The organism is Vibrio sinaloensis (genome assembly GCF_023195835.1).
GTDB classification, from domain to species: domain Bacteria; phylum Pseudomonadota; class Gammaproteobacteria; order Enterobacterales; family Vibrionaceae; genus Vibrio; species Vibrio sinaloensis_C.
Window position 1 is genome coordinate 1,456,993 of sequence record NZ_CP096199.1, and the last position, 22,785, is coordinate 1,479,777.

Here is a 22,785-nt window from a genome sequence, read left to right on the forward strand (position 1 = left end):
TCCTCCCGTTACGATTGCACACTGTGTGCAATCAGCGTTTTATTGGCGTTTAGCACGTTGACGATAGGTGCATAGCACGCTTCAGCACGATATTGGTTAGCGACCAAAATCGCATTCGATTGACAGCGCTGCATGATCTCGCTGTCATTGCAGGCATAGAGTAGGGCGTTAGCCAAGCTATCTGCATCGTTGGGTTGATACTTAATGCAGTCTTGATTGTGGGTAAGTCTCTTATCCCAATACGACCCGTCTTGCGGCACGATGACGCACATGCCAGCCGCTAGTGCTTCTAAAATAGAAAGGCCGAAAGGCTCGCTGTGACTGGTTGAAACAAAAATGCTGGCTTCACTGCGTAATTGATCCAGGTTATTCGGGTCCTCACACCATTGGATGTGAGGATAGTCGACCGGCGCATGACTGATCGGTAGGCAGGTTTGTTGCGGACGGATATAGCAAACGGTGAAAGGCATTGGCTGGTGATGATGACAAAGCTTGGCCGCGTCGAGAAGCAGATCTAACCCTTTCCATTTCAACAAGGAAGCGGCCCAAAAGCAGATAGGCAGTAAAGATTGGCATCGGGTTGGCCAGCGAGATGCAGGAATGCCGTTTACAAAGCTTTGATAGTGAGGCGCCGCTAGGTAGCTCTCTGCCAGAGCTTCGGTGTCATCAAGCGAAGTCACCGAGCCTAAGTAGCACTCAAGCGCACAACGAAGACTCGAGCGCGCTGAGTCAAGATAAAACACATGAGCGGCTTGGGTTAAACAGTAACCTATAGAGCGTGATAAACCAACGTTGCCATGAACGAACTGCACCACCTCTGTCCCCAATAGTTTACCGACTAGATAGAGCGGCATATCTATTCCTGGGCCAGAGGCACCAATACATCTCACCACATTGTTAAACAGCAGCACCCTCAAAAGGCACAGGGCGAAATAGCATTGGTTTAACCAGTAGCCGACACCATGATGACGATGGATGAGCCATCGCACAGGCCTGACATACTGGCAAGTGACATTGTGCTGTTGGTAAAACGCAGTTTGTTGCCAGAACGATTTGTCGACAGTGAGCACCAAGTATTGATGGTTACTTGCGTCGGTGCAGTTAAGCGCATCACTGGTGGCCACTTTTGAGCCACCTTTGAATGGAATAGGGTCGAAGATCACTGTGATGGGTGGTTTAGCCATGTTCCGCCCCCATAGTCATACGACGAGAAAGATAGGTTTTGATAGGTGAAAAAGTACTCACGATCGAACGAGGTTTTGATGGACTGGCGAGTAGGCTTTGGTAAACGGCTTCAATGCGTTCGCAGCTAATAGAGAGGTCATGTTGAGCTTTAATGTGGCGATAAGCGTTGGTGGCATACTTTTCACACAGAGCTCGATTGTTAACTAATATACGCATCGCTTTAGCCAGAGGATTAACCCCTTTGTTCGGGTAGAGGATGCCTGTTTCACCGTGTTGAATGAACTCAGGGATCCCGCCTTCAAACGGAGCAATAATAGGCACTTTGGCTAATGCTGCTTCGGCAATAACCAGCCCAAACGCTTCACTGCGTGCGGCGCTGATAAAGCCATCACACCCTTTAAGCCAACTGATGACTTGGCGCTGCTCACCCGCAAAGTAAATCCGGTCTGTAAGATGCAGGTATTCAGCTTGGCGCTCTAGCGTTTGGCGAAGCGGTCCATCACCAATCACCACCAGACTAACATTGCGGTATTCAAACGCGATGTGTCTCATCGCAGTGAGAATGCGGTCCACCCCTTTGCGGTGAATGAGCGAACCTACAGTAGCAAAAACGAAGTCCTGCTCTGGGATGCCGAGTTGCGCTTTCACGTCGATGCGAGGTTGTGCTTCTAAAGCGTCAGTGTCAATGCCGTTGTGGATGACCGACATCTTACTGGCAGGAAAACCATCTTCTAGCATAGGTTTGGCAACGTGATGGCTGACGGCGATAACATGAGGTGATAGATGCATACCCAGAGTAAGTCGGTCACGAGCAGGGTACGGGCAGTGCAGTTGGGTCACCGCGGGTACTCCGCTGAGCTTGGCCGCTGCAATCATCCACTGACAAGGTGCACCACTATTAATGTGTACCAAATCAATCTGATTTTGCTCTATCAAGGCGCGGCCAGTTGCGACCAAATCGTACCAGGCTGATACGTTAAGTTTTGGCGCCTTCCAGCCAAGCAGGATGGGAAAATCATCGAGTTTGTGAGCAACACCCATCTCTGCCAGTACCGAAGCCAACTCGCGGTTGTTAGTCCAAACCACAGGTTGATACTGATGACGGGAAACGTACTGAATTAAATCCAGCAAGCATTTTTCACTGCCTCGGATCCAGTTATCTCCATAATGAACGAAAAGAATGCGTTTGGTCATGCTGTGCCTCTCTAGCCGATGGCGGGTAATGGTTTGGATATGCTAGAGGTAACGCAAGCAGGGTGCCAACTTGAGGTTGAGTTTAACTATCTGTTTATATTGAGGTTTTATGTGGCGAGTAAAAGTGTCAGCGACTATTTCTCAATTTGACAATCACATTGAGAACGGTTGGGAAAGTAGGAATCGAGCAGTTTAGGCAACACCGATTGGGGGGAGTAATGGGTGAGAATGGTGGCTCTGGCGTTTCGTTGCAGCGTGAGCTGCTCGGCCGGTGAAAGGGTAAGATAGTGGTTTAAATCGTGGTGAATCTGATCAAGCGTATCGCCAATGAAGCCGTTAACCTGATGCTGAATCAAATGAGCGAGATTACCGACAGCTAAGCTAATCACCGGTATGCCTCTAGCCATTGCTTCGAGCGCGGTAAGGGGCAAACCTTCGTAGCGCGAACAGATGATCAACACGCCCACTTTTGGCCAAACTGATGCCATATCAGTCTGATGACCATGAAAGCGTACGTTGTGAATCTTTTGTTTTGAGAGTGTCTCCTGCATAGGGCCAGAGCCATAGACATCAAAGCTTAACGACGGGTTAAGCTGCGCAAGTTGTAGCAATCGATCGGGGGCTTTCTCATGACTGAGCCGGCCAACAAAAGCAATTTGAGTCCCTTGTGCCTGTGTTTGCTCGGGGATATCAACAAAATTATTGAACAGTTTGGTTCTACTCGGGATCTTGGCGGCTATTTGATGACTCACGACAATTGAACAGCACGAAATCCACGCACTGTAACGATCAATGAAATCATACAGCCAAACCTTACCTTTAGGCGTTTCACCCGCATGATACGTGCTGATTTGCCGTACGCCGGTGAGTAGCCGTACCAGTTTACCGACTAAACTGGCTTTGTAGCCATGACAATGCAGCAACGCCGGTTTGCTGCGGTTTACTTTGCTGACCAACTGCTTGAGATAGTGTCGCTCAGTATCGAGATACTCTACCTTTATGTGCGCTTGCTGAAGCTTATCCTCTAACAAGCTTGGTGTGGGGTAGCGGCGTAAAAGTAACACTGTCACGTCTATATGCAGCGATTTTAGCCCCACCGCCAGCTCAAGCAGATGGCTTTCGATTCCGCCAAAAGTCAGGCTGTCTATCAGTAGCCAAACTGAGTCAGACGAGTTGCTGCTCATCTTCCGCTTCCCAGGCTTGTTTTTTGCGATACACAGTTGAAGGGCTGAGCTCGAGCAATACCGCAGCGTTGAGTACATTGCCATCGCAGTAATCGATAGCTTGCTGAATCGCTTCACGTTCAATTTGCCACATTGGTCTTATAGTGACGTTACCTTGTTGATTGCTATCTGAGGCAGAGCCAACTGTGGCCGGGTTTTCTGTGTCAGATATTGGCGTCGGGATCGTAGCGCTGGGCGCTGCTGCGCTGCTGGGGGGAACGGCTGGTTTGGCTTTTTTACTGTGGGTGACTTGCTGCGGCAGATGTTCCAAACGCAAATGCGTATCGTCGTTAAGCACAACAATATTTCGAATGATATTTTGTAGCTGTCGAACGTTTCCGGGCCAGTTATACCGTTTCAGCGTCGACTCGGCGTCACGATGAACTGCAGCGAAGCGTTTGCCATCCTCTTTGGCGTACACTTTTAAGAAATGCGTCGCTAGGGTAAGAATGTCATTGCCGCGCTCACGTAACGGCGGCATTTCAATTGGCACCACATGAACGCGATAATAGAGATCTTCACGAAAGCGGCCCGCTTCAACTTCAACTAATGGATCGCGGTTGGTGGCGCAGATTATCCGCACATCCACTTTGAGCTCTTTGTTGGCACCAAGCGGGGTAAAGGTGCCAGTTTGTAAGAAACGCAGCAGCTTCTTCTGCATTTCGAGTTCCATTTCACACAGCTCATCAAGAAAAAGTGTGCCACCGCTGGCCATTGAAGCGGCGCCCTTGCGGTCGGTCGTGGCGCCAGTAAATGCGCCTTTTACGTGGCCAAAAATCTCGCTCTCCATCAGATCTTTGGGGATCGCACCGCAGTTAATCGCGATAAACGGTTTGTCGCCGCGTTTGCTTTCGCGATGAATCGCCTCTGCGCAGACCTCTTTACCTGTACCACTCTCTCCAACGATAAATACGCTCGCTGAGGTTGGGGCGACAGCATCGATAATTTTGTATACCCCTTGCATAGGTAAACTCGAGCCGATAAAACCGTGGAAGCGATTACGGTCGAATTTTGATTCGATGTTTTCAACTAAGCTCTCTAGTTTCACTTGTTGCAGATGCAGTGCGATGGAGGTTTTTAGCCGATCCGCATTGATAGGCTTTTCGAGGAAGTCTTTAGCGCCTTTTTGCACTAGGTTGACGGCGAGATCCACTGAGCCATGAGCGGTGGCAATGACCACTGAGGTCGGGACTTGGTTTTCGTTGATCCAGTCTAGGATCTGTTCGCCGTCCATGTCGGGAAGTTTTAAATCAAGGATCACCAGTTGGGGAATATTACGTTCAATAAACGCGATCGCCTCTCGACCGGTTTCGACGTGAAACAAGTCATAAGGCTCGTCTTTAACGTACTGCTTGTACAAAATGGCCAATGAAGTTGAATCTTCAATCAATAATACTTTTGCTTTCATGACAAACGTCCTCTGTCTGCGCTTTTTATAGTTGTGATGGCTCGCTAAATCCTTGTTGCTTGCGTAATTCTAGTGCTTCAAGTGAGCGGGACGCGGTCTGCTCTAGCTCTTGTTTTAACTGATACGCTTGCGTTTCTTTGCCCTCTAAGCACAGGTGCTCTATTTTACGGGCGAGTAGCGATAATGAACGATTACCAAGCGCCAACGAAGAGCTGCCTAAGGTGTGCGCCTCGAACTCCAAAGTCTCTTTGTCTTGTGCGTCGATGGCGTCGGCTATTTTCTCAAGCCGTTGCTGCGATTCTTGTAAATAGTGGTCGATCAGCATCGGCATGATCTCTGCGCTGGTATCTTCTATCATCTGCTGAAGTATGGTCTCATCGACTAAATCCATGCCCACTCCTTCTGTCGGTTGCTGAGCTTGTCCCTGATTTTCATTATAAGAGACAAATTGCTTATTTGATGTTCCCATTTGGTCGAAGTCTGGATCCGTTGTCGAGCACTGTTCATTTAAGAATAGATTAATTTTTTCAACTAGTTGTGACAGTCTCAAAGGTTTGGACAAATAATCATTCATTCCAGAGGCGAGAAACTTTTCTCTATCTCCAGCCAGCGAGTGAGCAGTGAGGGCGATAATGGGTAGGTTGGCGGTGTTTGGGTCTTCAAGGGCGCGAATCGCTTCGGTTGCTTTCATACCGTCCATTTTGGGCATAGAGATGTCCATAAAAATCAGGTCATATTGATAGCTCTGCACCATTTCCAGTACTTCGAGTCCGTTTTGGGCAATGTCGATTTCCAACCCCAAGCGTTTGAACATCTCCTGAATCACCAACTGATTGGCGCGATTGTCTTCGGCGACCAAAATTCGTGCATCTGCACACAACAAATGCCGTGCATCTGCCGCGGCAGGGGTGGTTTTTAAGTCGTCGCATAAGGGCAAACAAATATGAAAAGAGAAGGTGCTACCGACATCAGGCTCGCTAACCACAGTGATATCACCATCCATTAAGTGGCACAGTCGGCGACAAATGGCTAATCCTAAGCCAGAGCCTTCTTTACTGCGCGAGTAGGTTTGGTCAACCATAGTAAATTCGTCAAACAGGTACTCTAGCGCGTTTCTATCGATACCGATCCCTGTGTCTTGGATATCAAACTGAAGCCGCACCTTGTCTTGGCTTAACGGCTCGCTGGTGATTTTGATAGTGACGCTACCCTCTTGGGTGAACTTAAAGGCATTGCCGAGTAAATTGAGCAGAATTTGCTTAACGCGATTTTGGTCACCACGCACTTTGCTCGGTACATTGCCTTCGAAGTAGCAATGAAGGATGAGGTTTTGGCTCACTGCTGCGGGAGAGAAAGAGTCAACGACACTTTCCACGCAGTGGCGAAAGTCGAACGGCTTGTCTTCAAGAATGAGCGTGTTGGATTCCATTCGCGTAAAGTCGAGGATGTCGTTGATGACCGACAACAAAAAGTGGCCGGATTCGGTGGCGGTTGAGACCAGCTTTCGCTGCTCGGCGCTGAGCTCGGTCTCTTCCAGAATATTGAGAATGCCCAACACGCCATTCATTGGGGTACGAATTTCGTGTGACATCGATGCGAGAAAGCGACTTTTCGAGTCGTTGGCTTGCTCGGCTCCTTGGCGCGCTTGCATCAACTGGTGGTAGTCTTTTTCCAACTTGGCCGACATCTCGTCAAACGCTTTCGAGACTTGTCCAAGCTCATCTTTACTGTGCTGTTTCATTTGAAACCCCGGCCCTTGCTCGCCGAGGGTTTTGACCGCGCTGGTGAGACGAGTTAGGCTTCGGGTTAAGTAGGTACCAAGAACGAAAGACACCAATGCCACTAACACTACCTCGATTGTGGCGATGACGATAATGGCTTTTTGCGCTTCGGCCAACATAGTTTTAATTTGCGAGGTTTCAAACCCCATATCGATCCGGGCAAAGTTTTTCCCATTGCTAGTGATGTTGGTGGTCAGATCAAATATGCCATCGTTCACCGAACCCAAACTAGCGTCTGAGACGAACGTTTTGTTCAATAAAACAGGTTCACCAGCGGCGGCCATCTCTTTTCCATTGCGAACCACTCTTACATAGGCCACATCTTCGAGGGTTATAAATTCATTAACCAGATCTTCAAGTGTGGCGAGATCGGTAGAAAGAACGGCATCTTTGGCCGCATGGTTGAACATAACAGCGCTGGATTGAACCCGTTGCAGCAGCTGTTTTTCATTCGATTCAGACATAAAACTCATCGCGCTGAAAACCAGCACAATCAAAACACCGATTTCAATCAGTGCAATGCCGAGTATGGTTTTCGTGCGAAGCGTCATGGCGTCCTCCTACGGGGTGAGTATGCGAATGTCTAGCTGGCGAACGTCATCCCAGTCTTGATCCTGTGCGGATTGAAAGCCTTTGATTTTTAGCTGCTCAAGGAGCGATTGACCTTGCACGCTGCTTTCGAGTTCGCTTAAAGCCTTAGCCAGCAGCTCTACCTGCTGTTGACTGAGGCGAGGGTGGTAGGCGATGGCGTGCGGCGTAAAACCTTCAGTTGTATGCAGTACGGTGAGTTGAGATTTAACCACCTCAGGCAGCGCATTGAAGGTACGCATGACACCGCCGCCCGCTGGATAGAAACCTTTCGCTACAGAGAGGTAGACTGAATCGTGCGAAGAAACATACTCAGATTCAAAGCTGACACCGGCTTTGGTCAAATCGCTCTGATTTAAAATAGTTGCAGCAAAGGCGGCAGGAGAGGGAAAGGCAAGAGTCTGATTATTCAGCGCTAGGATAGACGCTACCGGATTGCTACGCTGAGTTACTAGGATGCCTTTGATCTGCTTGTCTCGTGCTTTAGCCATGGCTCGATACCCTAGTGAGCGACTGAACACGGTATAGTGATAAGGGTTCATGTAAGCAATGTCGTACTCCCCATTGGCCAATCGCTGTTCAAACGTGGGAATGTCGGCGGCGGTTTGGAACTCGATTTCAAGCCCGGAGACTGCGCTCAAGTGCGCCATAATGGGACTCCATTGCTGCGCAAGTCGACTGGCCGATTGTTGGGGCACGACACCAAACACCAGAGATTGCGCTATCGCGTTAGGTAGGAATACCAGAAAGAGACAACCGATAACAATAGCCTTCATAAACCCTCCTATGCGGACTGAGCGAGAAACTCATTAGTGAGAATCTTCTGAGCCCAAGATGCCCGCCATGACTTGGGAATAAAACGTAAGCGGTTGAGTTCTCGTACCATTTCTTCTGCCAGCGTCGCTTGCTGCTGTAAGTTGAGTACAGAGCCGAGTAATGATATCCGCTCACTGGTTAGCATTTGCATCGCTTTTTCAAGCTGTCCACAAGACGTTTTTCCTCCCATAACGACCAGAGCGGTCTGGTCACAGGCACTGGCTACGACCTGAGCGGGAATATTGCTGCGATTAACTTGCAATATCGGTGAGGTATCGCAAATAACTCGGTCAAACTGTGTCAGCCAACTGGTCACGATTTGGCTTAGTTGACTCGGGTCTTTGTAGGCAAGCAGCGCAGACTGTTTGTTGGGTACGGTGAGTCCAGTAAACAGTTGGTGAGTAACGGTATGCTCAATCAGGTGGCCGACCTGTTGTTGATTCGAGCTTTCATATGGGGTGATATCAATCGACTCAAACGCCGGGTGAAAGGTGTTGAGATCAACCACTAAGGTTTTGTGACCAGCCAACAGGTAGCGCTCGGCAAGGGCAGAAACAATTGACGTGACACCGTCACCTGAATGACAGGCGGTGATACATAGGGATCGACATTGATTCATCTCTGCCGCGAGATAGATCTGCTCAATCTCAGTGTGAGTCGCTGGAATCGTCATTATAGCGCTCCTATCAATACGATGGTGGTGGTTAGGCGCAAGATGTCTTCCAAACTGGTGCGCGCTTTTTCTAAGAAACTGTCATTGCGATCGGGCACATAGATGGTGTCGCCCGCTCTTAGCACCGGCAGTTGATAGATGTTGGCGGTTTTACTGAACGAGACCAAATCAAATGTGCGCGCTTGTCCTTGGCAACATGACATGTTGACGATGGAGATCTTCTCGAGATAGGCGCGCTCTGACGGGCCTCCTGCTTCAGCCAGTAGGTCAAGTACAGTCATGTTGTCATCGAACACGTAGCGGCCAGGGCTATTCACGGCGCCGAGTACTCTAACAGTCGACTCTTTGGAGCGATCAAGCCAAATCTTGTCTTTCTCAGGAATATAAATGGTGTCACCCATGGTCACTTTAGGCAGTAGGCTCTCATCGCCGGTTTCAAAATAGAGCGATAGGTTGAGCTTGCTGACTTTTGCGTACGCCTTGTCTCGGTGGGTAATGCGAATATTATGAATGTCGGCGTCTTTAGTCGGCCCATCGGCAGCGGACAAAATGTCCAAGAAGTGCATGTCTTCGGTAAAACGATATCGACCGGGCGCATTCACTTGACCAAAGACATAGATTGACGCGTCTGAGCTTTGGCGCACCCATTGCGATTTATTGTCAGACGGGTCTTGTGGCAAATCATGCACACGGATAATCGAGCCTGCAGTGACAGGGGGAAGCTCTGAGCTCGGCGCGCCAGAGAGGATGAAGGTATCTAGGTTAAAACTGTGGACTTGGTTACCAGCGGTGACCACTTCTATTTTAGTGGTGTCGGCTCTTAACGTCGGGCCGCCCACATGTGCCAAAAGATCCATCAGATCCATTTCATCTGACCATTCCACACGCCCCGGACGCACCACTTCGCCAATAATGCTGACCGCACGGTCAGGTGAGATCTTTAACCAAGATTTCTCATTCATATCGGTCTTTTCAGGAACGAAAATGGCGTCACCGGCGGCGATTGCGGGCGGGCCTTGGCGTGTTAACCCTTCGGTAAACGCGGTTAGGTCAAACTTAACGATTTGGCCGCTGGCTTTGATGATGCGAATTTGACGCGACTCTGCGTACCGGGTTGGGCCGCCTGAATTGGCGAGAATGTCCATGAATGAGGCATTTTTCTTACCTTCATAGGCACCGGGTCGAGCCACTTCGCCCATGATGTAAACCACATTCGCGCCTGCTTTGATTTCGTCTTCTTGCTTGGGCACAAATATTGTTGTGCCTGGGGTCAATGTTGGCAGCAAAGAGACATCGCCGCTGTCTAAGTAGGTTTTTAGGTTGAAAAGCTCTGGCTGATTATTAGAGATGATGCGAATCTGCTCCACTGACGCGTAACGTGTCACACCACCGGCGCGCATGATCACATCCACCAGATCGCTGTTTGGCTTATAGCTAAATGAACCTGGCGCGTTCACCTCTCCAAATACTTTAATTGCGGTTCGGCCATCACCACTGTCACCGGCATCGGCTAATTTACTGGCATCGAACTCTTGTTCTATGTTGCCCACTAAAGGCGAGGCGGGAACGAAGATGGTGTCGAGCGAACGTAGGCTAGGTAGCAGGCTTTCATCACCGGTATCAAGGAATGCCTTGTAGTTGAACGTAATTTTCTCTTTGCCACGTTTAATAAACAAGTTGTTGAGCTGGGCACCGGAGCGCAGACCGCCCGCAGCGTGAATCGCCATTTGAATATCGGCGCTTTTCGCAAGCGTATACTCTCCAGGCGCGCTCACATAGCCTTGCACCGACACGAGAATCTGTTGCTCGGCAATGTAGACGGACGCAGAGGATAGGTCGCGGTACACATTGGCTAATGACTCTTTGACCGCCGTTTCGAGTTGCTGCTCGCTATAGCCTGCGACATACAGGGCGCCAATTTCGGGTAGGGTGATTCTGCCGCGTTTGTCGACCTGAAAGCCTTTGTTCAAGCTTGATTCGCCGAGCAAATTCACTTGGACTAAATCACCAATCTGAACCCGTTCTTCACTGGCGACTGCCAAAGATGATGCCAGTAATAGCGCAACGAAAAAGTTAATCCATTTCATAATAGCCTCCTTTTATTTGAGGCTCTTGGCCTTCACTGGTATCGAGCACTTCAATGCTGACGCGGCGATTGGTTAAGCGGGTACCTTCAGAGTCACCTTCATACAGCGGAACAGAGTCTCCGACTGACAACGTCTCGATACGATTGGGCGCGAGGCCAAAAATGGTCAGGTAGCGTTTGACCTGCTTGGCGCGGCCCATGGCTAAGTCGGTGTTGTAGGGTGCGGTGCCGACCGAGTCTGCATGTCCGGTTACCGCGAGGTTTAAGTTTGGGTTATCTGCTAGGATATTCGCCGCTCGGGCTAATTGACCCATATACTTGGGATTGACTTCGGTTGAGTTAAACGCAAATTGGTTGTCGACATTCAATAGGCTGTAAAGCTGGTCGATAACGGCCAGGCGCTGCTGAAACGCATTTTCGTCCATTGGCGGGGCACATTTGGCTTGAGAGGTCACGTAATCAAGTTGTAACTCGAGCTCATTCAAACGCTTGCGCTGGATGACAAGGTCGTTGGCGGCATCGAGCAGTAAACCACCTTCAAGTTCCCGAGCGATTCGGTTTTGCTTTTCTATCGCTTGAACCACAGCGGCTGGGAAACACCATCTCGCGCCTTCGCGGATCAGCGCATCGAGATGAAGCTTGGCCAGTTGCCAATCGAAGCGTAGTCCGTGCTCGGGGCCAAGGGGTTCGTCAGGCATGATAGGAGTAAAACTTGACTGGATATAGTCTTCGGCCAATCCACCTCGACCTGGCTCAGCATGACTGGTGCACCCAACAATGGATGCGACCAGCGCTATCGGTAGAAATTGTTTTAGAGTCCATTTCATGCCAACGTCCTTTATCATTATTGTTGTTTTAGTGAGTTTGCGAATTGACTGGTATCGCTTGGTTGATACGCAGTAGGTTGATGATTTCTAGCGGTTGCCCAGACACATTCTCGATGCGCATAGTGCGCTGACGTTCAACCAGTCGCTTATACAAATAAACGATAGCACCCACACCAGAAGAATCGAGAAATTGCACTTGGCTAAAGTCGATTTCGATGTCTCTGGCCGACTCTTGAGCGATGACATCATCGATATGGGGTTGAGCAAATCGACTGCCATCGGCGTCTAGATTGCCATTGATGAAAAGAGTGATGTTGTTGTCGCTTGCTTGAATTTTACGTAGTTCCATGACGGCTTCTCCTGTTAGGTTTGTCTACTAGGTAGCAGAGAGCATGCCAAATATAATATTTAATTAAATCAATACTTTAATTTGGTAGCTTGGGAGTTTCTCATATTGAGAAAAGCGATTTCTCATAATGAGAAGCCCGCTTTGTTCGAGGAACCAGGACACAATTGGTTGTAATATCTATGTTTGCTGCTAGTTATTTTTTCAGGTTAGCGTCGTTTTAATCGCCCTATGAGTTCGCGCGCTAGGAGTGAGTGTGGATCAATAGCTGTAGATTGAATAACAGGACAAAGACTATGCAGATTCGCCTTTCCTATCTTGCCGTAGCGATGCTGACACTCACGGCGCAAGCGATGGAGCAAAGCGTCGACCATCAACCAAAGTTTTCGCAACTGACGCTGGCTAAAAGCTATACCTCCGATATTGATCTGACTCGTTACTGGGTCAGTGAAAAGTTAGACGGGATAAGAGCAATATGGGACGGGCACAAGCTGACTACTCGAGGTGGAAAAGAGATTATCGCGCCAGACTGGTTTGTCGCACCCTTGCCTGATTTCCCGCTAGAGGGAGAGCTTTGGGCCGGGCGAGGCGAGTTCACCTTGGTTCAAACCACAGTGCTTGATCAGCAGCCCAGTGACTCAGCCTGGCGAAAGATACGCTTAATGGTGTTTGACTTGCCAGGTGGAGCAGGAAGTTACCTTGAGCGCTATGCCAAGATAAAGGCTTATGTAGAGCGCACATCCCATCTACATGTGGACTACTTGACGCAGAGCGCGATCGAATCAGAGTCGGACTTATTGCAGCAATTAGCTAGGGTTACAGAACAAGGGGGCGAGGGGTTAATGCTTCGCGAAATCGGGCGAGAGTATTCTGCTGGCCGTAGTGACAGTTTATTAAAGCTAAAACAGTATCAAGATGCGGAGGCGACGGTGATTGGCTATAAAACGGGCAGCGGGAAATACAAGGGACAAGTGGGTTCATTGTTAGTGAAGTTACCCAGCGGTCTGGAGTTTTATATCGGCAGTGGTTTATCGGATGCGCTACGGCAGTCGCCGCCGCCATTGGGTACGCGGATTCAGTTTCGATATAACGGGCTGACCAATAGCGGTATTCCTCGATTTGCACGTTATATTCGACAAAGGCAACTCAACACCGAGTAACCGACATTAAAAAGGCCAGCAAAGCTGGCCTTAACGCTATTTGGTTGCGAGCAAAAGTTGTTGCTCGTCGCTCTGTTTATGCAGCCATTTTAAACGTAGGCCAAGCAGCATCGCCGCCGAAGACAAACCGATAATAAAGCCGAACCAAAAGCCATGGGCGCCCATAGGCTCAACAATCCAATCTGTCATTGCCAGTATGTATCCCATGGGTAGACCCAAAATCCAATAGGCGATAAAGGTACGATTAAAGATTGCGGCCATATCTTTGTAGCCGCGAAGCGCGCCCGCAGCAACCACTTGAATCGCATCAGTAACTTGATAAACAGCGGCCAAAACCAAAAGTTGCATCGCCAGCTCAATTACCGCTCGATTGTCGGTGTAAAGCAGCGATACTTGCTCCCGAAACAGCAAAGTCAATAGGGCGGTAAACAACGACAAGATGATGGCGACCAGCAAGCCAACCCTTGAAGCGACCGTCGCGCCATGCACGCTCGATTCCCCCAGCTTGTGACCGACTCGAATACTGGTCGCTGCCCCAATACTCATCGGAAGCATAAACACCAATGAAGAGAAGTTAATCGCGACCTGATGCGCTGCAACCACCAATGGGCCGAGCGGGGCAACCAATAGCGCGACCACAGCGAACAAGGTGACTTCAAAGAACAGGGCTGCTGCGACAGGGAAACCAAGTCTAAACAGCTTGATCTGTGCTTTCACATCCGGCTTGTGCCACCGCTCAAATAGGTTCACTTTTGCAAGGCGTTGCGAGGTGATGACGTAGAACAGCAACAAAGCAAACATTATCCAATAAACAATCGCCGTCGCGACCCCACAGCCAACACCACCAAGGGCTGGCGCACCAAACTTGCCGTAAACGAACATCCAGTTCAGTGGAATATTGAGCAATAATCCGATAAAACCGATGATCATCGCTGGTTTCGTTAGTGACATGCCATCGGTCAAACTGCGTAGCGCTTGGAACAACAAAAATGCGGGTACTGCAAACATCACCGCATCCATATAGCCAATGGTTTTTTGTGCCATCACCGCTTCAACATCCATGATATTGAGGATATTTTCTGTTTGCATCAACACCAAACAGGTGGGCACTGAGAGCAGCAGTGCCATAGCGATGCCCTGTTGAATTTCGAACGGCACTTTGTGCTGTCGCCCTGCGCCATTAAGTTGAGCAACAACAGGAACCAGTGCCATTAGCAAGCCAATACCGAATAAAATGGTTGGTAACCAAATACTTGAAGCAATCGACACCGCGGCCATATCAGTTGCACTGACCCCGCCCGCCATGACGGTATCAACAAACCCCATCCCGGTCTGCGCCACCGATGCGATCAATACTGGAGTAGCAAGTTTGATCAATTGGGCTGCTTCGTTCTTATAATGTTGCAAGTGGGTGACTCCGATATGACGACTAGACGATAGATATCATCAGCAAACCAAACGCGAACAGTTAGGCCAGCTGAGAAAAACATTGTGTCGCATAATAAAGAAATGTCACACTAAACACCATGAAAAACTGACAGGAAGCAGCGAATGTTTACCGGTATTGTTCAAGGCATGGCACAAGTTGTCGCCATTGAGAAAAAAGAGAAATTTCAAACGCATACACTTAAGTTCGATCCAGAGCAGAGGGAAGGGCTTGCCATTGGCGCATCGGTAGCGCACAACGGATGCTGTTTGACCGTCACCCGCATTGACGGAGAGCGAGTAGACTTTGACTTGATGCAGGCCACACTGGCTTTGACTAACTTAGGGCAGTTGTCGGTTGGGGACAGTGTCAACATCGAAAGGGCCGCGAAGTTTGGTGATGAAATTGGCGGCCACTCTATGTCAGGACACATTGCTGTAGTGGCAGAGGTCACCGAGGTAGTGGACTCGCCAAACAACCGCACGGTTTGGTTCGAATTACCGCCGGATGTGATGAAGTACGTGTTGGCCAAAGGCTACATTGGTTTAGACGGTTGCTCACTAACAATCGGCGAAGTACGCGACAATCAGTTTTGTGTCCATTTGATCCCAGAGACGTTGAACAGAACCTTGTTTGGTCAGCGCGTTCCGGGCGATAAGATAAATGTTGAGGTCGACCCTCAAACTCAAGCCATAGTCGATACCGTTGAGCGCGTGTTAGCTCAGCGCGCTCAATAGTTATACTGCGGGCGCAGACTAGAAAATTTGCTCGTCGTCTGCGTCTACAAAAAGTTCAATCGTGTCTCGTTGCTCGTCAACGTTCATGCTCAAGTGAATCGCATTGCAGCAAGCAGGGCAGTCGTCATAAAAATTTTGACTGCCATTTGATGCATCGAGCGTAATACCAATCGTGTGACCGCAGTGCGGACAAGCAACCATCTTTTCGGTGTAGTTTTTCATAATTCTGTCCTTTACATCTTCAACAAACAGTAGGGAAGGTCAGCAGCCTTTCACTGAAGCACGCTTCATCTGTAATACTAAATGTAGAAGTTACTGTTAGGCATGAATTAAGTATAAAACATGATTTAAGTAAGGAAATTAATCCGAGGTGTTGGCGAACATCACCATTCTGGTTTAATTAAGTTGACACTCACTATGTAAGATAATGTAAATCATTGTTACGCAACAATAATATTCCAATTAGTAGGACAGGATCCGTTTGATCATTTTGTCTGCTTGCTCCAAGTAGTGACCACCAAATTGGTTGTAGTGATTGAGTAAGTGATAAAGGTTGTAGATGTCTTTGCGTTCACTGTATGAGAACTCCAACGGCATGATGCTTTCATACCCTTGATAAAACTCTGGCTGAAAACCTTCAAACAGTTCCGTCATTGCAATGTCACACTCTCTATCTCCCCAATAACATGCTGGGTCGTAGCAGATTGGGCCAACCACCGAGTTAGCAACGTTGCCATGCCACAAATCGCCATGCAGCAGTGAGGGTTTGGGTTGGTGAGTTGCTAGGCGGTCGTGAACAACTTGGGTGAACTCATCGATATCCACCAGATGAACGCCTTTTTCACGCATCAGTTGCAGTTGCCAGCCAATACGTTGTTCAGCGAAAAACCGTGACCATTTTTTGTCCCATTTATTAGGCTGAAGGGTAGCGCCGATGTAATTGTCTTGATCAAAGCCATACTCTTTTTGCTCTCCCCACATATGCAGTCGAGCAAGTTGCTGGCCAAACGCATAGCTGTTTTTGTTGTCATCCAGTGGCTTGGTAGGCAAGTAGTTGAGAATGATAAATGAATGGTCTTTCGATGTGCCAGTTAAGATTAGCTCGGGCACAAACACGGTATTACTCTCACGCAATATGCGGATGTTTTCAGCCTCAATCTCAAACTTATTGATAAACGCGCGGTTGTTCACTTTAACAAAGTAGCGCTGTTGACCGTCGGAGATCATATAGCATTCGCTGATGTCCCCACCGTCGACTTTTTCTTTTTCGTTAATTTGGAAAGAGAACAACAGAGTGTCAGAAAGCTGCTTTGTAATGGCTTGCCACATAATTCATTCCATCATCCGGTTAGGTTACTGTCAGTGTAGATGATCGTTGACAGAGATAATGATTCATAGTGCAAAAAATTCAATCGTTTAACTGAAATGCTAGGTTACACTTTTAAACTGTGACTTAGGTCGCTGGATCGCATCTTAGTTGGCGGATGCGCCAGTCAACTTGATAATTTTGAGAAGCTTTCAAACTTTTCCCGCTAACTTGTGTTAGGTTTTGTAGGTGAGCATTAGTCGAAAACGTCGATTTTATCAGCAACTGTACCGAGTTAGGTTGTGTAAACTCCTTGATATGTCTTAGTATTAAAGTTGTAACTCGACGGCACGAATGAAATGGAGAAAAACTGTGGTTGTTGAAACCGATGGTTATCTAGCTCTTATTGAGCACTTAGCTTTCAACTTGGATGTCTTCGCCTCAGATGAGGGAGATATTGGTACTGAAAGCGTTGAAGATGTCGTGACTGATATGGTTGCGAGCAATATCATGGCAATTTTTGAGCAAAATCCTGAGCTTCACTCTAGCGTGCGTTTTCAGTTACTCAAAGAGGCCGATTCTGTCGTAGAAGATTTGGGAGAAGTGTTGGCCGGTGTATGGGGTAAACCTGCGACTAACGAGCAAATTCGCTTTTTAGACGAATACATCGCGCTGGTGAAAAATTTATTCGATTCTGCGGTCGCTAAATACGATTGATAGCCTAATCTCAGATTTCAGGCGAGGGACTCACTCGCCTTACATGCCAATACTTAGAAGCCCAGTAAGGGTTGTCTAGCCTAGAAATAATCACTCCTTTTGACGTCGAAGCGTGCATAAATTGCTTGTTCCCGAGATACACGCCAACGTGTCGCACTTTTGGTGACGTCTTGAAGAACACCAAATCACCGACGTTTGCTTGCTGATAGCTAATCTCTTTTCCAACCTTAACTTGATCTTTGGTGGTGCGCGGTAACTGATAGCCTAATGCTTGCTGGTAGGTGGCTTGAACAAATGCCGAGCAGTCGACGCCATTCAAGGACGTGCCGCCAAGTCGGTAGGGGGCCCCTTCCCATTGGGCGTAAACCTTCATCAACGAGTGCTTGAGTTGCTGCTGTTCAACAGAAAGTGGTGTCGACGCGGTTTGACTGAGCTCGCGATTGGGCTGCGAGCTACAGCCCACTAACAGAGCGGTTAGCATAGCCACTTTGAAGTAACTCGCACAAGATAGTCTCGGGTTCATAAATCCTTTCCATGAAATCTAACCGTAACAAATTCGCCATATGATGCCAGCAATCAACACCAAGCAGTAGGAACCGATCCCCGCATGGATACGCTGAACAAAGGCAAATTTAAACTCTCATTGATTCAAACCATCAGTACCGTGTTTGTGACTTTCACTATACTGGTCATTCTCCTCTCAGCCACCAGTATTAAAGGGCTAGACCGCATAGGTCAACAATTTTCCGACTTATCACAGCGAGCTCTGCCACTGGCGATGACCAATGCCAAGCTCACCCAATCGATCCTTGACCAAGTTAAGCAACTGAGTTACGCCACTCAAACACGCGAAGGACCAGCCCTAGAAGAACTATCCGTGCGGATAGAGGCTCTGATATCCGAAACTAATCAGTATTCACAACAAGTACTTAGCATTGCGAGTGACTATCAGCAAGGGATTAGCAGTGAGCAGACACAATCGATGACACAGTTGATTGAGACACTAAATGTCCTCAGCACAGAAGTGATCGCCACTCAACGAAACTTGCTATCTCGTCAAGCGAAAATCAATCAAGAGCTGGATGGATTTCGCTACGGGCTCGGCTCTGTTGGACCGGAGATGAGTCGAATTAGCTCTTTTCTTAGTGGCGATAATCCGGAATCAGCGGATGCAGCGAACCGTTTTATTGCCAATGTGAGCTCGTTGGAGAGTGCATTTATCGAGCTGATGATGCTCGGAGATTTAGACAAAGCTCAGCAAGAGTACCGCGAGATGAAAAATCGTCTTGCTGGGGTTAGTTTAGCCTATGATGACTTCAAAGAGTGGCACCCTGATGTCGAAGACTTTACCAGCTTAACCTCTGCGTATCAGATGGTCGAAGTGGGGTTCGAGTCAGGGGGCATGGTTGATCAAATCCTGGCTAAGCTTGAGCTAGTCAACCAGCAATCTGCGGAAATCGACCACGTTGTTGATATCGCTAACCAAACCATTGCTCAGCTCAATCAGATTTCATCGCAAGCACAATTACTGATTGATCAAAGCCAGCAAGTGGTCGAAGCCACCATGGGCTCTGTCACATCAACACTGATGGTGAGTGGGATAGTGATTGTTTCACTGGTGGTGATTTCTTGGTTGACGTTACGTCGGTGGATCCATCACGGCCTGAAAAATATTCTCAGCAGTTTAGATAGATTGACCCAGCACGACTTTACTTTCTCGGTGCAGATGCGTGGTCCGCTCGAGATGAAAGAGATCGCGAGTAAACTCAACCAAGTGATTGTATCGACGCACGAATCGATTGCGACCGTCACCAGAAATTGCGAAACCTTGTATCAAACCGCAGAAGTCAGCCACGATGCTGCAGAACGTTCCAATCAGAGTTTGAGTCAGCAAAATGAATCCTTGACCAGCATGGTAGCGACCATCAATCAATTGGAAGCATCGATCAGCGAAATAGCCAACATCACTCAAGAGTCGTATCAAGAGTCCAAACTGGCGACGGAGCACTCGAGCAGCGGAGTAGAGGCGATTGAAGAAAATCGTATGCGCTTGCAAAGGCTAGAGCAAACTTTGGATGCAAACGAAACCTCGATGGTTGAGCTGGATAAGCGAGTCAAACAAATCCGAGAAATGGTGGATTTGATTTCGGGTATTGCCGAGAACACCAACCTGCTAGCGCTCAATGCCGCGATTGAGGCTGCGCGCGCCGGAGAGCAGGGACGCGGGTTTGCGGTGGTTGCCGATGAAGTACGCAAGTTGGCCAGTGACACGTCGAGCCAAACCAGCAGCATTCGCGACCGAATGAATCAGCTGGTTGCGGCCGCTGAGCGAAGCCGAGTCGCGGTGGCTGAGTCGAGACAAGAAATGAGCAATGCGCTTGAATCGAGCGACATGGTGAAATCGACCTTTGCCGATATTGAAACCGCCGTCACACACATCCGTACTCGCGTTGAACAAGTATCCGTGGCCACAGAGCAACAGCAAAGTGCCACCGCTCATGTCAGTGAGTCGATTACCCGCGTGTCTGATCAAGGCCAGCAAACCAAGCGACAACTTGAGTCGATGGTTGAAAACTCACACCAAGTCGCCACTATTGCAGGCGATCAACAAGCCATGTTACACAAGTACGCACTGTAAGCTCTCACGCGCTTCAGTCTTGACGAAAAGGTTGGGTAAGCATCTTATCCAACCTTTGTTCGTTGCGGCGCTGGAAAAGGGGAATGCCAATCTTGATCGATTGATGGCCCAGTTCAGGCTGTGAACGATAGGTACCAAATAGCCGGTCCCAAACGGATAAGAAAAAGCCAAAGTTGGAGTGAGTTTCACGCGGTATGACTGAGTGATGGACGCGGTGCATATCCGGCGTGACAATCAGTTTGCGCAGAGGCTTATCTAAAACTAAGGGGAGATAACCGTTGCTATGGTTAAACATGGCACTGACATTCAACACGATCTCGAACACCACAATCGCCAGTGGTGAAACCCCAAGCAGCAGAGCAACACCAATTTTAATCCACATCGACAGCAAGATCTCAATCGGATGAAACCGTGTTCCCGTAGTCACATCAATGTCTTGATCGGCGTGATGCATACGGTGTAAACGCCAAAGCCAAGGTACGCGATGAAAAACTAGGTGTTGCAGATAGATAATAAGGTCGAGCACTACAACTGCCAGCAACACTTCAAACCAAGTGGGAAGTGGCCAGTGGTTAAACAGTCCAATCGTATGTTGCTCTGCATAATAGGCCGCCCCGAGGGCGACAATCGGCATCAGTAGCGTCAGACATAGCGAGTTAAAGGCAATCAAACCAAGATTATTGAGCCAGCGAAACCACTTTTTCTGCGTCAACGCTTTCCGCGGCGCGCGCCATTCCCATACCGCACATAACAGTAAGGTAGTGATGAAAAATCCAATCCGAATCATCTCGGCATTTTGCATGATATTATCCTTGCAACACGTATCGGGCTAAGTAAACTGACCGCCCTTAACATTAAACGCTTCCATTATGAGAATCCACGCTTTTCACCGCCTGTATCAACACCGCCTTGCTCAGTCAACGAAGCCTTTTATTGCCCGAGGCAGTAAAGTCGAGCGCTGCCTTTACTGCCAAGTCGCTAAGTCAAATTGCTTGTGTGACTATCAGCCAGACATCGACAGTGATATTGCGGTGATGTTGTTACTCTCAGACAACGAAGTATTCAAACCAAGCAATACTGGTCGACTCATCTTAGATACGGTTAAAGAAGGGTATGCGTTCCAATGGCATCGTACCGAGCCTGACCCTGAAATGCTGGCGCTAGTGTCGAACCCGAGCTACCAACCCATTGTTATCTTCCCCGACGAGTATGTTGAAGATGAGCAACGTTTGATACCAGTGGATTCGATTGGCCCACAGGGTAAAAAGCCACTGCTCATTTTTATTGATGGCAGTTGGCGTGAAGCGCGGCGGATCTTTCGCAAGTCACCCTATCTTGATGGTTTGCCAGTTTTGTCTGTCGAGCCTGAGTCTGTGTCACGTTATGTCATGCGGCGTTCAGATAATGCACAGCACCTTGCTACAGCAGAAGTTGCCGCCTTAGTGTTCGACCAGATGGGTGAGCAGCACTTGTCTGCGACATTAGCGGCATGGTTTGACGTGTTTAAAGAGAGCTATTTACACAGTAAGAGCCGATCAAAGTCAGATCAGCAACGTCCAGTTTTGCAAGCTTTCATTGAGGCTACAGAAACGCGAAGTCGCTCTAGTAATTGATGCCTGTATGCGCAAGGAGTGTCCAATTACGACCATCTCAAGGCTAAATTAGTCCTAAGTCACAGTTTGTAGGCGTAGCTATATGGATAATGAATCGGTTAACGATTTTATTATGTTTTGGGGAGAGATGAGATGTACTACGGCTTTGACGTTGGTGGCACTAAAATTGAGTTTGGAGCATTTAACGACAAATTAGAGCGAGTCGCGACCGAGCGTGTGCCAACGCCAACCGATGACTATGCGCAGTTAGTTGACACCATTGCCGGCTTAGTGAGCAAGTACGACCAGCAATTTACCTGTGAAGGTAAAATCGGTCTTGGTCTACCAGGAATGGAAGATGCGGATGACGCGACGGTACTTACGGTTAACGTACCTGCCGCAAAGGGTAAACCACTACGTGCAGACCTAGAAGCGAAAATCGGCCGTCGTGTCAAAATTGAAAACGACGCCAACTGTTTTGCGCTCTCTGAAGCCTGGGACGACGAGCTAAAAGATGAACCATCGGTGATGGGCTTGATCTTAGGCACAGGTTTTGGCGGTGGATTGGTTTACGACGGCGCGGTTTTCTCTGGGCGTAATCACGTTGCCGGTGAACTCGGCCATATGCGCTTGCCAATCGATGCATGGTTCCATCTTGGTGATAATGCGCCACTACTTGGCTGCGGCTGTGGTAAAAAGGGCTGTTTAGACAGCTATTTATCTGGTCGTGGTTTTGAGCTAATTTATGCACATTACTTCGGTGAAGAGAAAAAGGCGATCGATATTATCCAGGCTTACCAAGCTGGAGAAGAGAAAGCGTGTGAGCATGTTGAACGATTCATGGAACTGCTTGCGATCTGTTTTGCCAACATTTTTACCGCCAACGATCCTCACGTTGTCGCGCTCGGTGGCGGATTGTCTAACTTTGAGCTTATCTATGAAGAGATGCCAAAGCGCATTCCAAAATATCTTCTTTCTGTCGCTAAGTGTCCGAAGATCATCAAAGCCAAACATGGTGATTCGGGTGGTGTTCGCGGCGCTGCATTCTTGAACATCAAATAATAAGAACGTCAAATAATGAC

Annotated in this window: 21 protein-coding genes; 6 read left to right on the plus strand and 15 right to left on the minus strand. The window is 48.5% G+C overall.

Annotated features, from left to right (window positions below; all coding sequences use genetic code 11):
- Positions 1-8 precede the first annotated feature (8 nt).
- The 10 genes from MTO69_RS06655 to MTO69_RS06700 all read right to left on the minus strand — a co-directional run bounded on the left by MTO69_RS06655 (position 9) and on the right by MTO69_RS06700 (position 12,130).
- On the minus strand, positions 9-1,184 hold the full coding sequence (locus MTO69_RS06655; RefSeq protein ID WP_248333953.1) for a glycosyltransferase: 1,176 nt from the start codon (positions 1,182-1,184) through the stop codon (positions 9-11).
- On the minus strand, positions 1,177-2,379 hold the full coding sequence (locus tag MTO69_RS06660; RefSeq protein WP_248333962.1) for a glycosyltransferase: 1,203 nt from the start codon (positions 2,377-2,379) through the stop codon (positions 1,177-1,179). The genes MTO69_RS06655 and MTO69_RS06660 overlap by 8 nt, the downstream gene beginning before the upstream one ends.
- Positions 2,380-2,513: 134 nt before the next feature.
- Entirely contained in the window at positions 2,514-3,563 is a 1,050-nt protein-coding gene (locus MTO69_RS06665) for a glycosyltransferase family 4 protein (RefSeq protein ID WP_248333971.1), read from the minus strand.
- Complete coding sequence (locus MTO69_RS06670; RefSeq protein ID WP_248333984.1) at positions 3,544-5,010, minus strand: sigma-54-dependent transcriptional regulator; 1,467 nt, start codon at positions 5,008-5,010, stop codon at positions 3,544-3,546. The genes MTO69_RS06665 and MTO69_RS06670 overlap by 20 nt, the downstream gene beginning before the upstream one ends.
- A gap of 25 nt (positions 5,011-5,035) precedes the next feature.
- On the minus strand, positions 5,036-7,342 hold the full coding sequence (locus MTO69_RS06675) for a HAMP domain-containing hybrid sensor histidine kinase/response regulator (protein ID WP_248333987.1): 2,307 nt from the start codon (positions 7,340-7,342) through the stop codon (positions 5,036-5,038).
- Between the two features lie 9 nt (positions 7,343-7,351).
- The gene (locus MTO69_RS06680; protein WP_248333995.1) at positions 7,352-8,155 is read right to left on the minus strand and encodes a phosphate/phosphite/phosphonate ABC transporter substrate-binding protein; all 804 of its coding nucleotides are present in this window, start codon (positions 8,153-8,155) and stop codon (positions 7,352-7,354) included.
- 8 nt (positions 8,156-8,163) lie between these two features.
- Complete coding sequence (locus MTO69_RS06685; protein ID WP_248333998.1) at positions 8,164-8,868, minus strand: chromosome partitioning protein ParA; 705 nt, start codon at positions 8,866-8,868, stop codon at positions 8,164-8,166.
- Positions 8,868-10,955, minus strand: coding sequence for an SLBB domain-containing protein (locus MTO69_RS06690; protein ID WP_248334012.1), 2,088 nt, complete (start codon positions 10,953-10,955; stop codon positions 8,868-8,870). Before MTO69_RS06690 ends, MTO69_RS06685 begins: the two co-directional genes overlap by 1 nt.
- Positions 10,942-11,781, minus strand: a complete 840-nt coding sequence (locus MTO69_RS06695) for an OmpA family protein (RefSeq protein ID WP_248334032.1) — start codon at positions 11,779-11,781, stop codon at positions 10,942-10,944. The genes MTO69_RS06690 and MTO69_RS06695 overlap by 14 nt, the downstream gene beginning before the upstream one ends.
- 28 nt (positions 11,782-11,809) lie before the next feature.
- Positions 11,810-12,130 carry an STAS domain-containing protein gene (locus MTO69_RS06700; protein ID WP_248334062.1) on the minus strand — a complete coding sequence of 107 codons (321 nt, stop codon included), beginning with the start codon at positions 12,128-12,130 and terminating at the stop codon, positions 11,810-11,812.
- A gap of 293 nt (positions 12,131-12,423) precedes the next feature.
- Between MTO69_RS06700 and MTO69_RS06705 the strand changes: the two genes are divergently transcribed.
- Positions 12,424-13,287, plus strand: a complete 864-nt coding sequence (locus MTO69_RS06705) for a DNA ligase (RefSeq protein WP_248334075.1) — start codon at positions 12,424-12,426, stop codon at positions 13,285-13,287.
- Positions 13,288-13,323: 36 nt separating this feature from the next.
- Here MTO69_RS06705 and MTO69_RS06710 read toward each other — a convergent pair whose 3' ends face one another.
- On the minus strand, positions 13,324-14,694 hold the full coding sequence (locus MTO69_RS06710; RefSeq protein ID WP_248334083.1) for an MATE family efflux transporter: 1,371 nt from the start codon (positions 14,692-14,694) through the stop codon (positions 13,324-13,326).
- Positions 14,695-14,838: 144 nt separating this feature from the next.
- Here MTO69_RS06710 and MTO69_RS06715 point away from each other — a divergent pair, with 144 nt between their 5' ends.
- Complete coding sequence (locus tag MTO69_RS06715; protein ID WP_248334087.1) at positions 14,839-15,450, plus strand: riboflavin synthase subunit alpha; 612 nt, start codon at positions 14,839-14,841, stop codon at positions 15,448-15,450.
- 18 nt (positions 15,451-15,468) lie between these two features.
- Here MTO69_RS06715 and MTO69_RS06720 read toward each other — a convergent pair whose 3' ends face one another.
- Both MTO69_RS06720 and MTO69_RS06725 read right to left on the minus strand, forming a co-directional pair.
- Positions 15,469-15,672: a CPXCG motif-containing cysteine-rich protein gene (locus MTO69_RS06720; RefSeq protein WP_248334100.1), complete on the minus strand. Its 204-nt coding sequence runs from the start codon at positions 15,670-15,672 to the stop codon at positions 15,469-15,471.
- A gap of 240 nt (positions 15,673-15,912) precedes the next feature.
- On the minus strand, positions 15,913-16,779 hold the full coding sequence (locus MTO69_RS06725) for a fructosamine kinase family protein (protein ID WP_248334108.1): 867 nt from the start codon (positions 16,777-16,779) through the stop codon (positions 15,913-15,915).
- A gap of 349 nt (positions 16,780-17,128) precedes the next feature.
- On the opposite strand from MTO69_RS06725, the gene MTO69_RS06730 reads away from it, so the two are divergent.
- Positions 17,129-17,473 (plus strand): DUF3802 family protein, encoded by a 345-nt coding sequence (locus MTO69_RS06730; RefSeq protein ID WP_248334431.1) that lies wholly within the window; start codon positions 17,129-17,131, stop codon positions 17,471-17,473.
- Between the two features lie 10 nt (positions 17,474-17,483).
- Here the strand turns inward: MTO69_RS06730 and MTO69_RS06735 are convergent, their stop codons facing one another.
- Complete coding sequence (locus tag MTO69_RS06735; RefSeq protein WP_432715648.1) at positions 17,484-17,996, minus strand: NlpC/P60 family protein; 513 nt, start codon at positions 17,994-17,996, stop codon at positions 17,484-17,486.
- Between the two features lie 84 nt (positions 17,997-18,080).
- On the opposite strand from MTO69_RS06735, the gene MTO69_RS06740 reads away from it, so the two are divergent.
- Complete coding sequence (locus tag MTO69_RS06740; protein ID WP_248334125.1) at positions 18,081-20,111, plus strand: methyl-accepting chemotaxis protein; 2,031 nt, start codon at positions 18,081-18,083, stop codon at positions 20,109-20,111.
- 13 nt (positions 20,112-20,124) lie between these two features.
- Here the strand turns inward: MTO69_RS06740 and MTO69_RS06745 are convergent, their stop codons facing one another.
- Entirely contained in the window at positions 20,125-20,913 is a 789-nt protein-coding gene (locus tag MTO69_RS06745; protein ID WP_248334136.1) for a sterol desaturase family protein, read from the minus strand.
- A 67-nt stretch (positions 20,914-20,980) separates the two neighbouring features.
- Here MTO69_RS06745 and MTO69_RS06750 point away from each other — a divergent pair, with 67 nt between their 5' ends.
- Together MTO69_RS06750 and nagK are read left to right on the plus strand one after the other, a co-directional pair.
- Positions 20,981-21,724: a tRNA-uridine aminocarboxypropyltransferase gene (locus MTO69_RS06750; protein ID WP_248334145.1), complete on the plus strand. Its 744-nt coding sequence runs from the start codon at positions 20,981-20,983 to the stop codon at positions 21,722-21,724.
- 132 nt (positions 21,725-21,856) lie between these two features.
- The gene (nagK, locus tag MTO69_RS06755; protein WP_248334152.1) at positions 21,857-22,765 is read left to right on the plus strand and encodes an N-acetylglucosamine kinase; all 909 of its coding nucleotides are present in this window, start codon (positions 21,857-21,859) and stop codon (positions 22,763-22,765) included.
- Positions 22,766-22,785 lie beyond the last annotated feature (20 nt).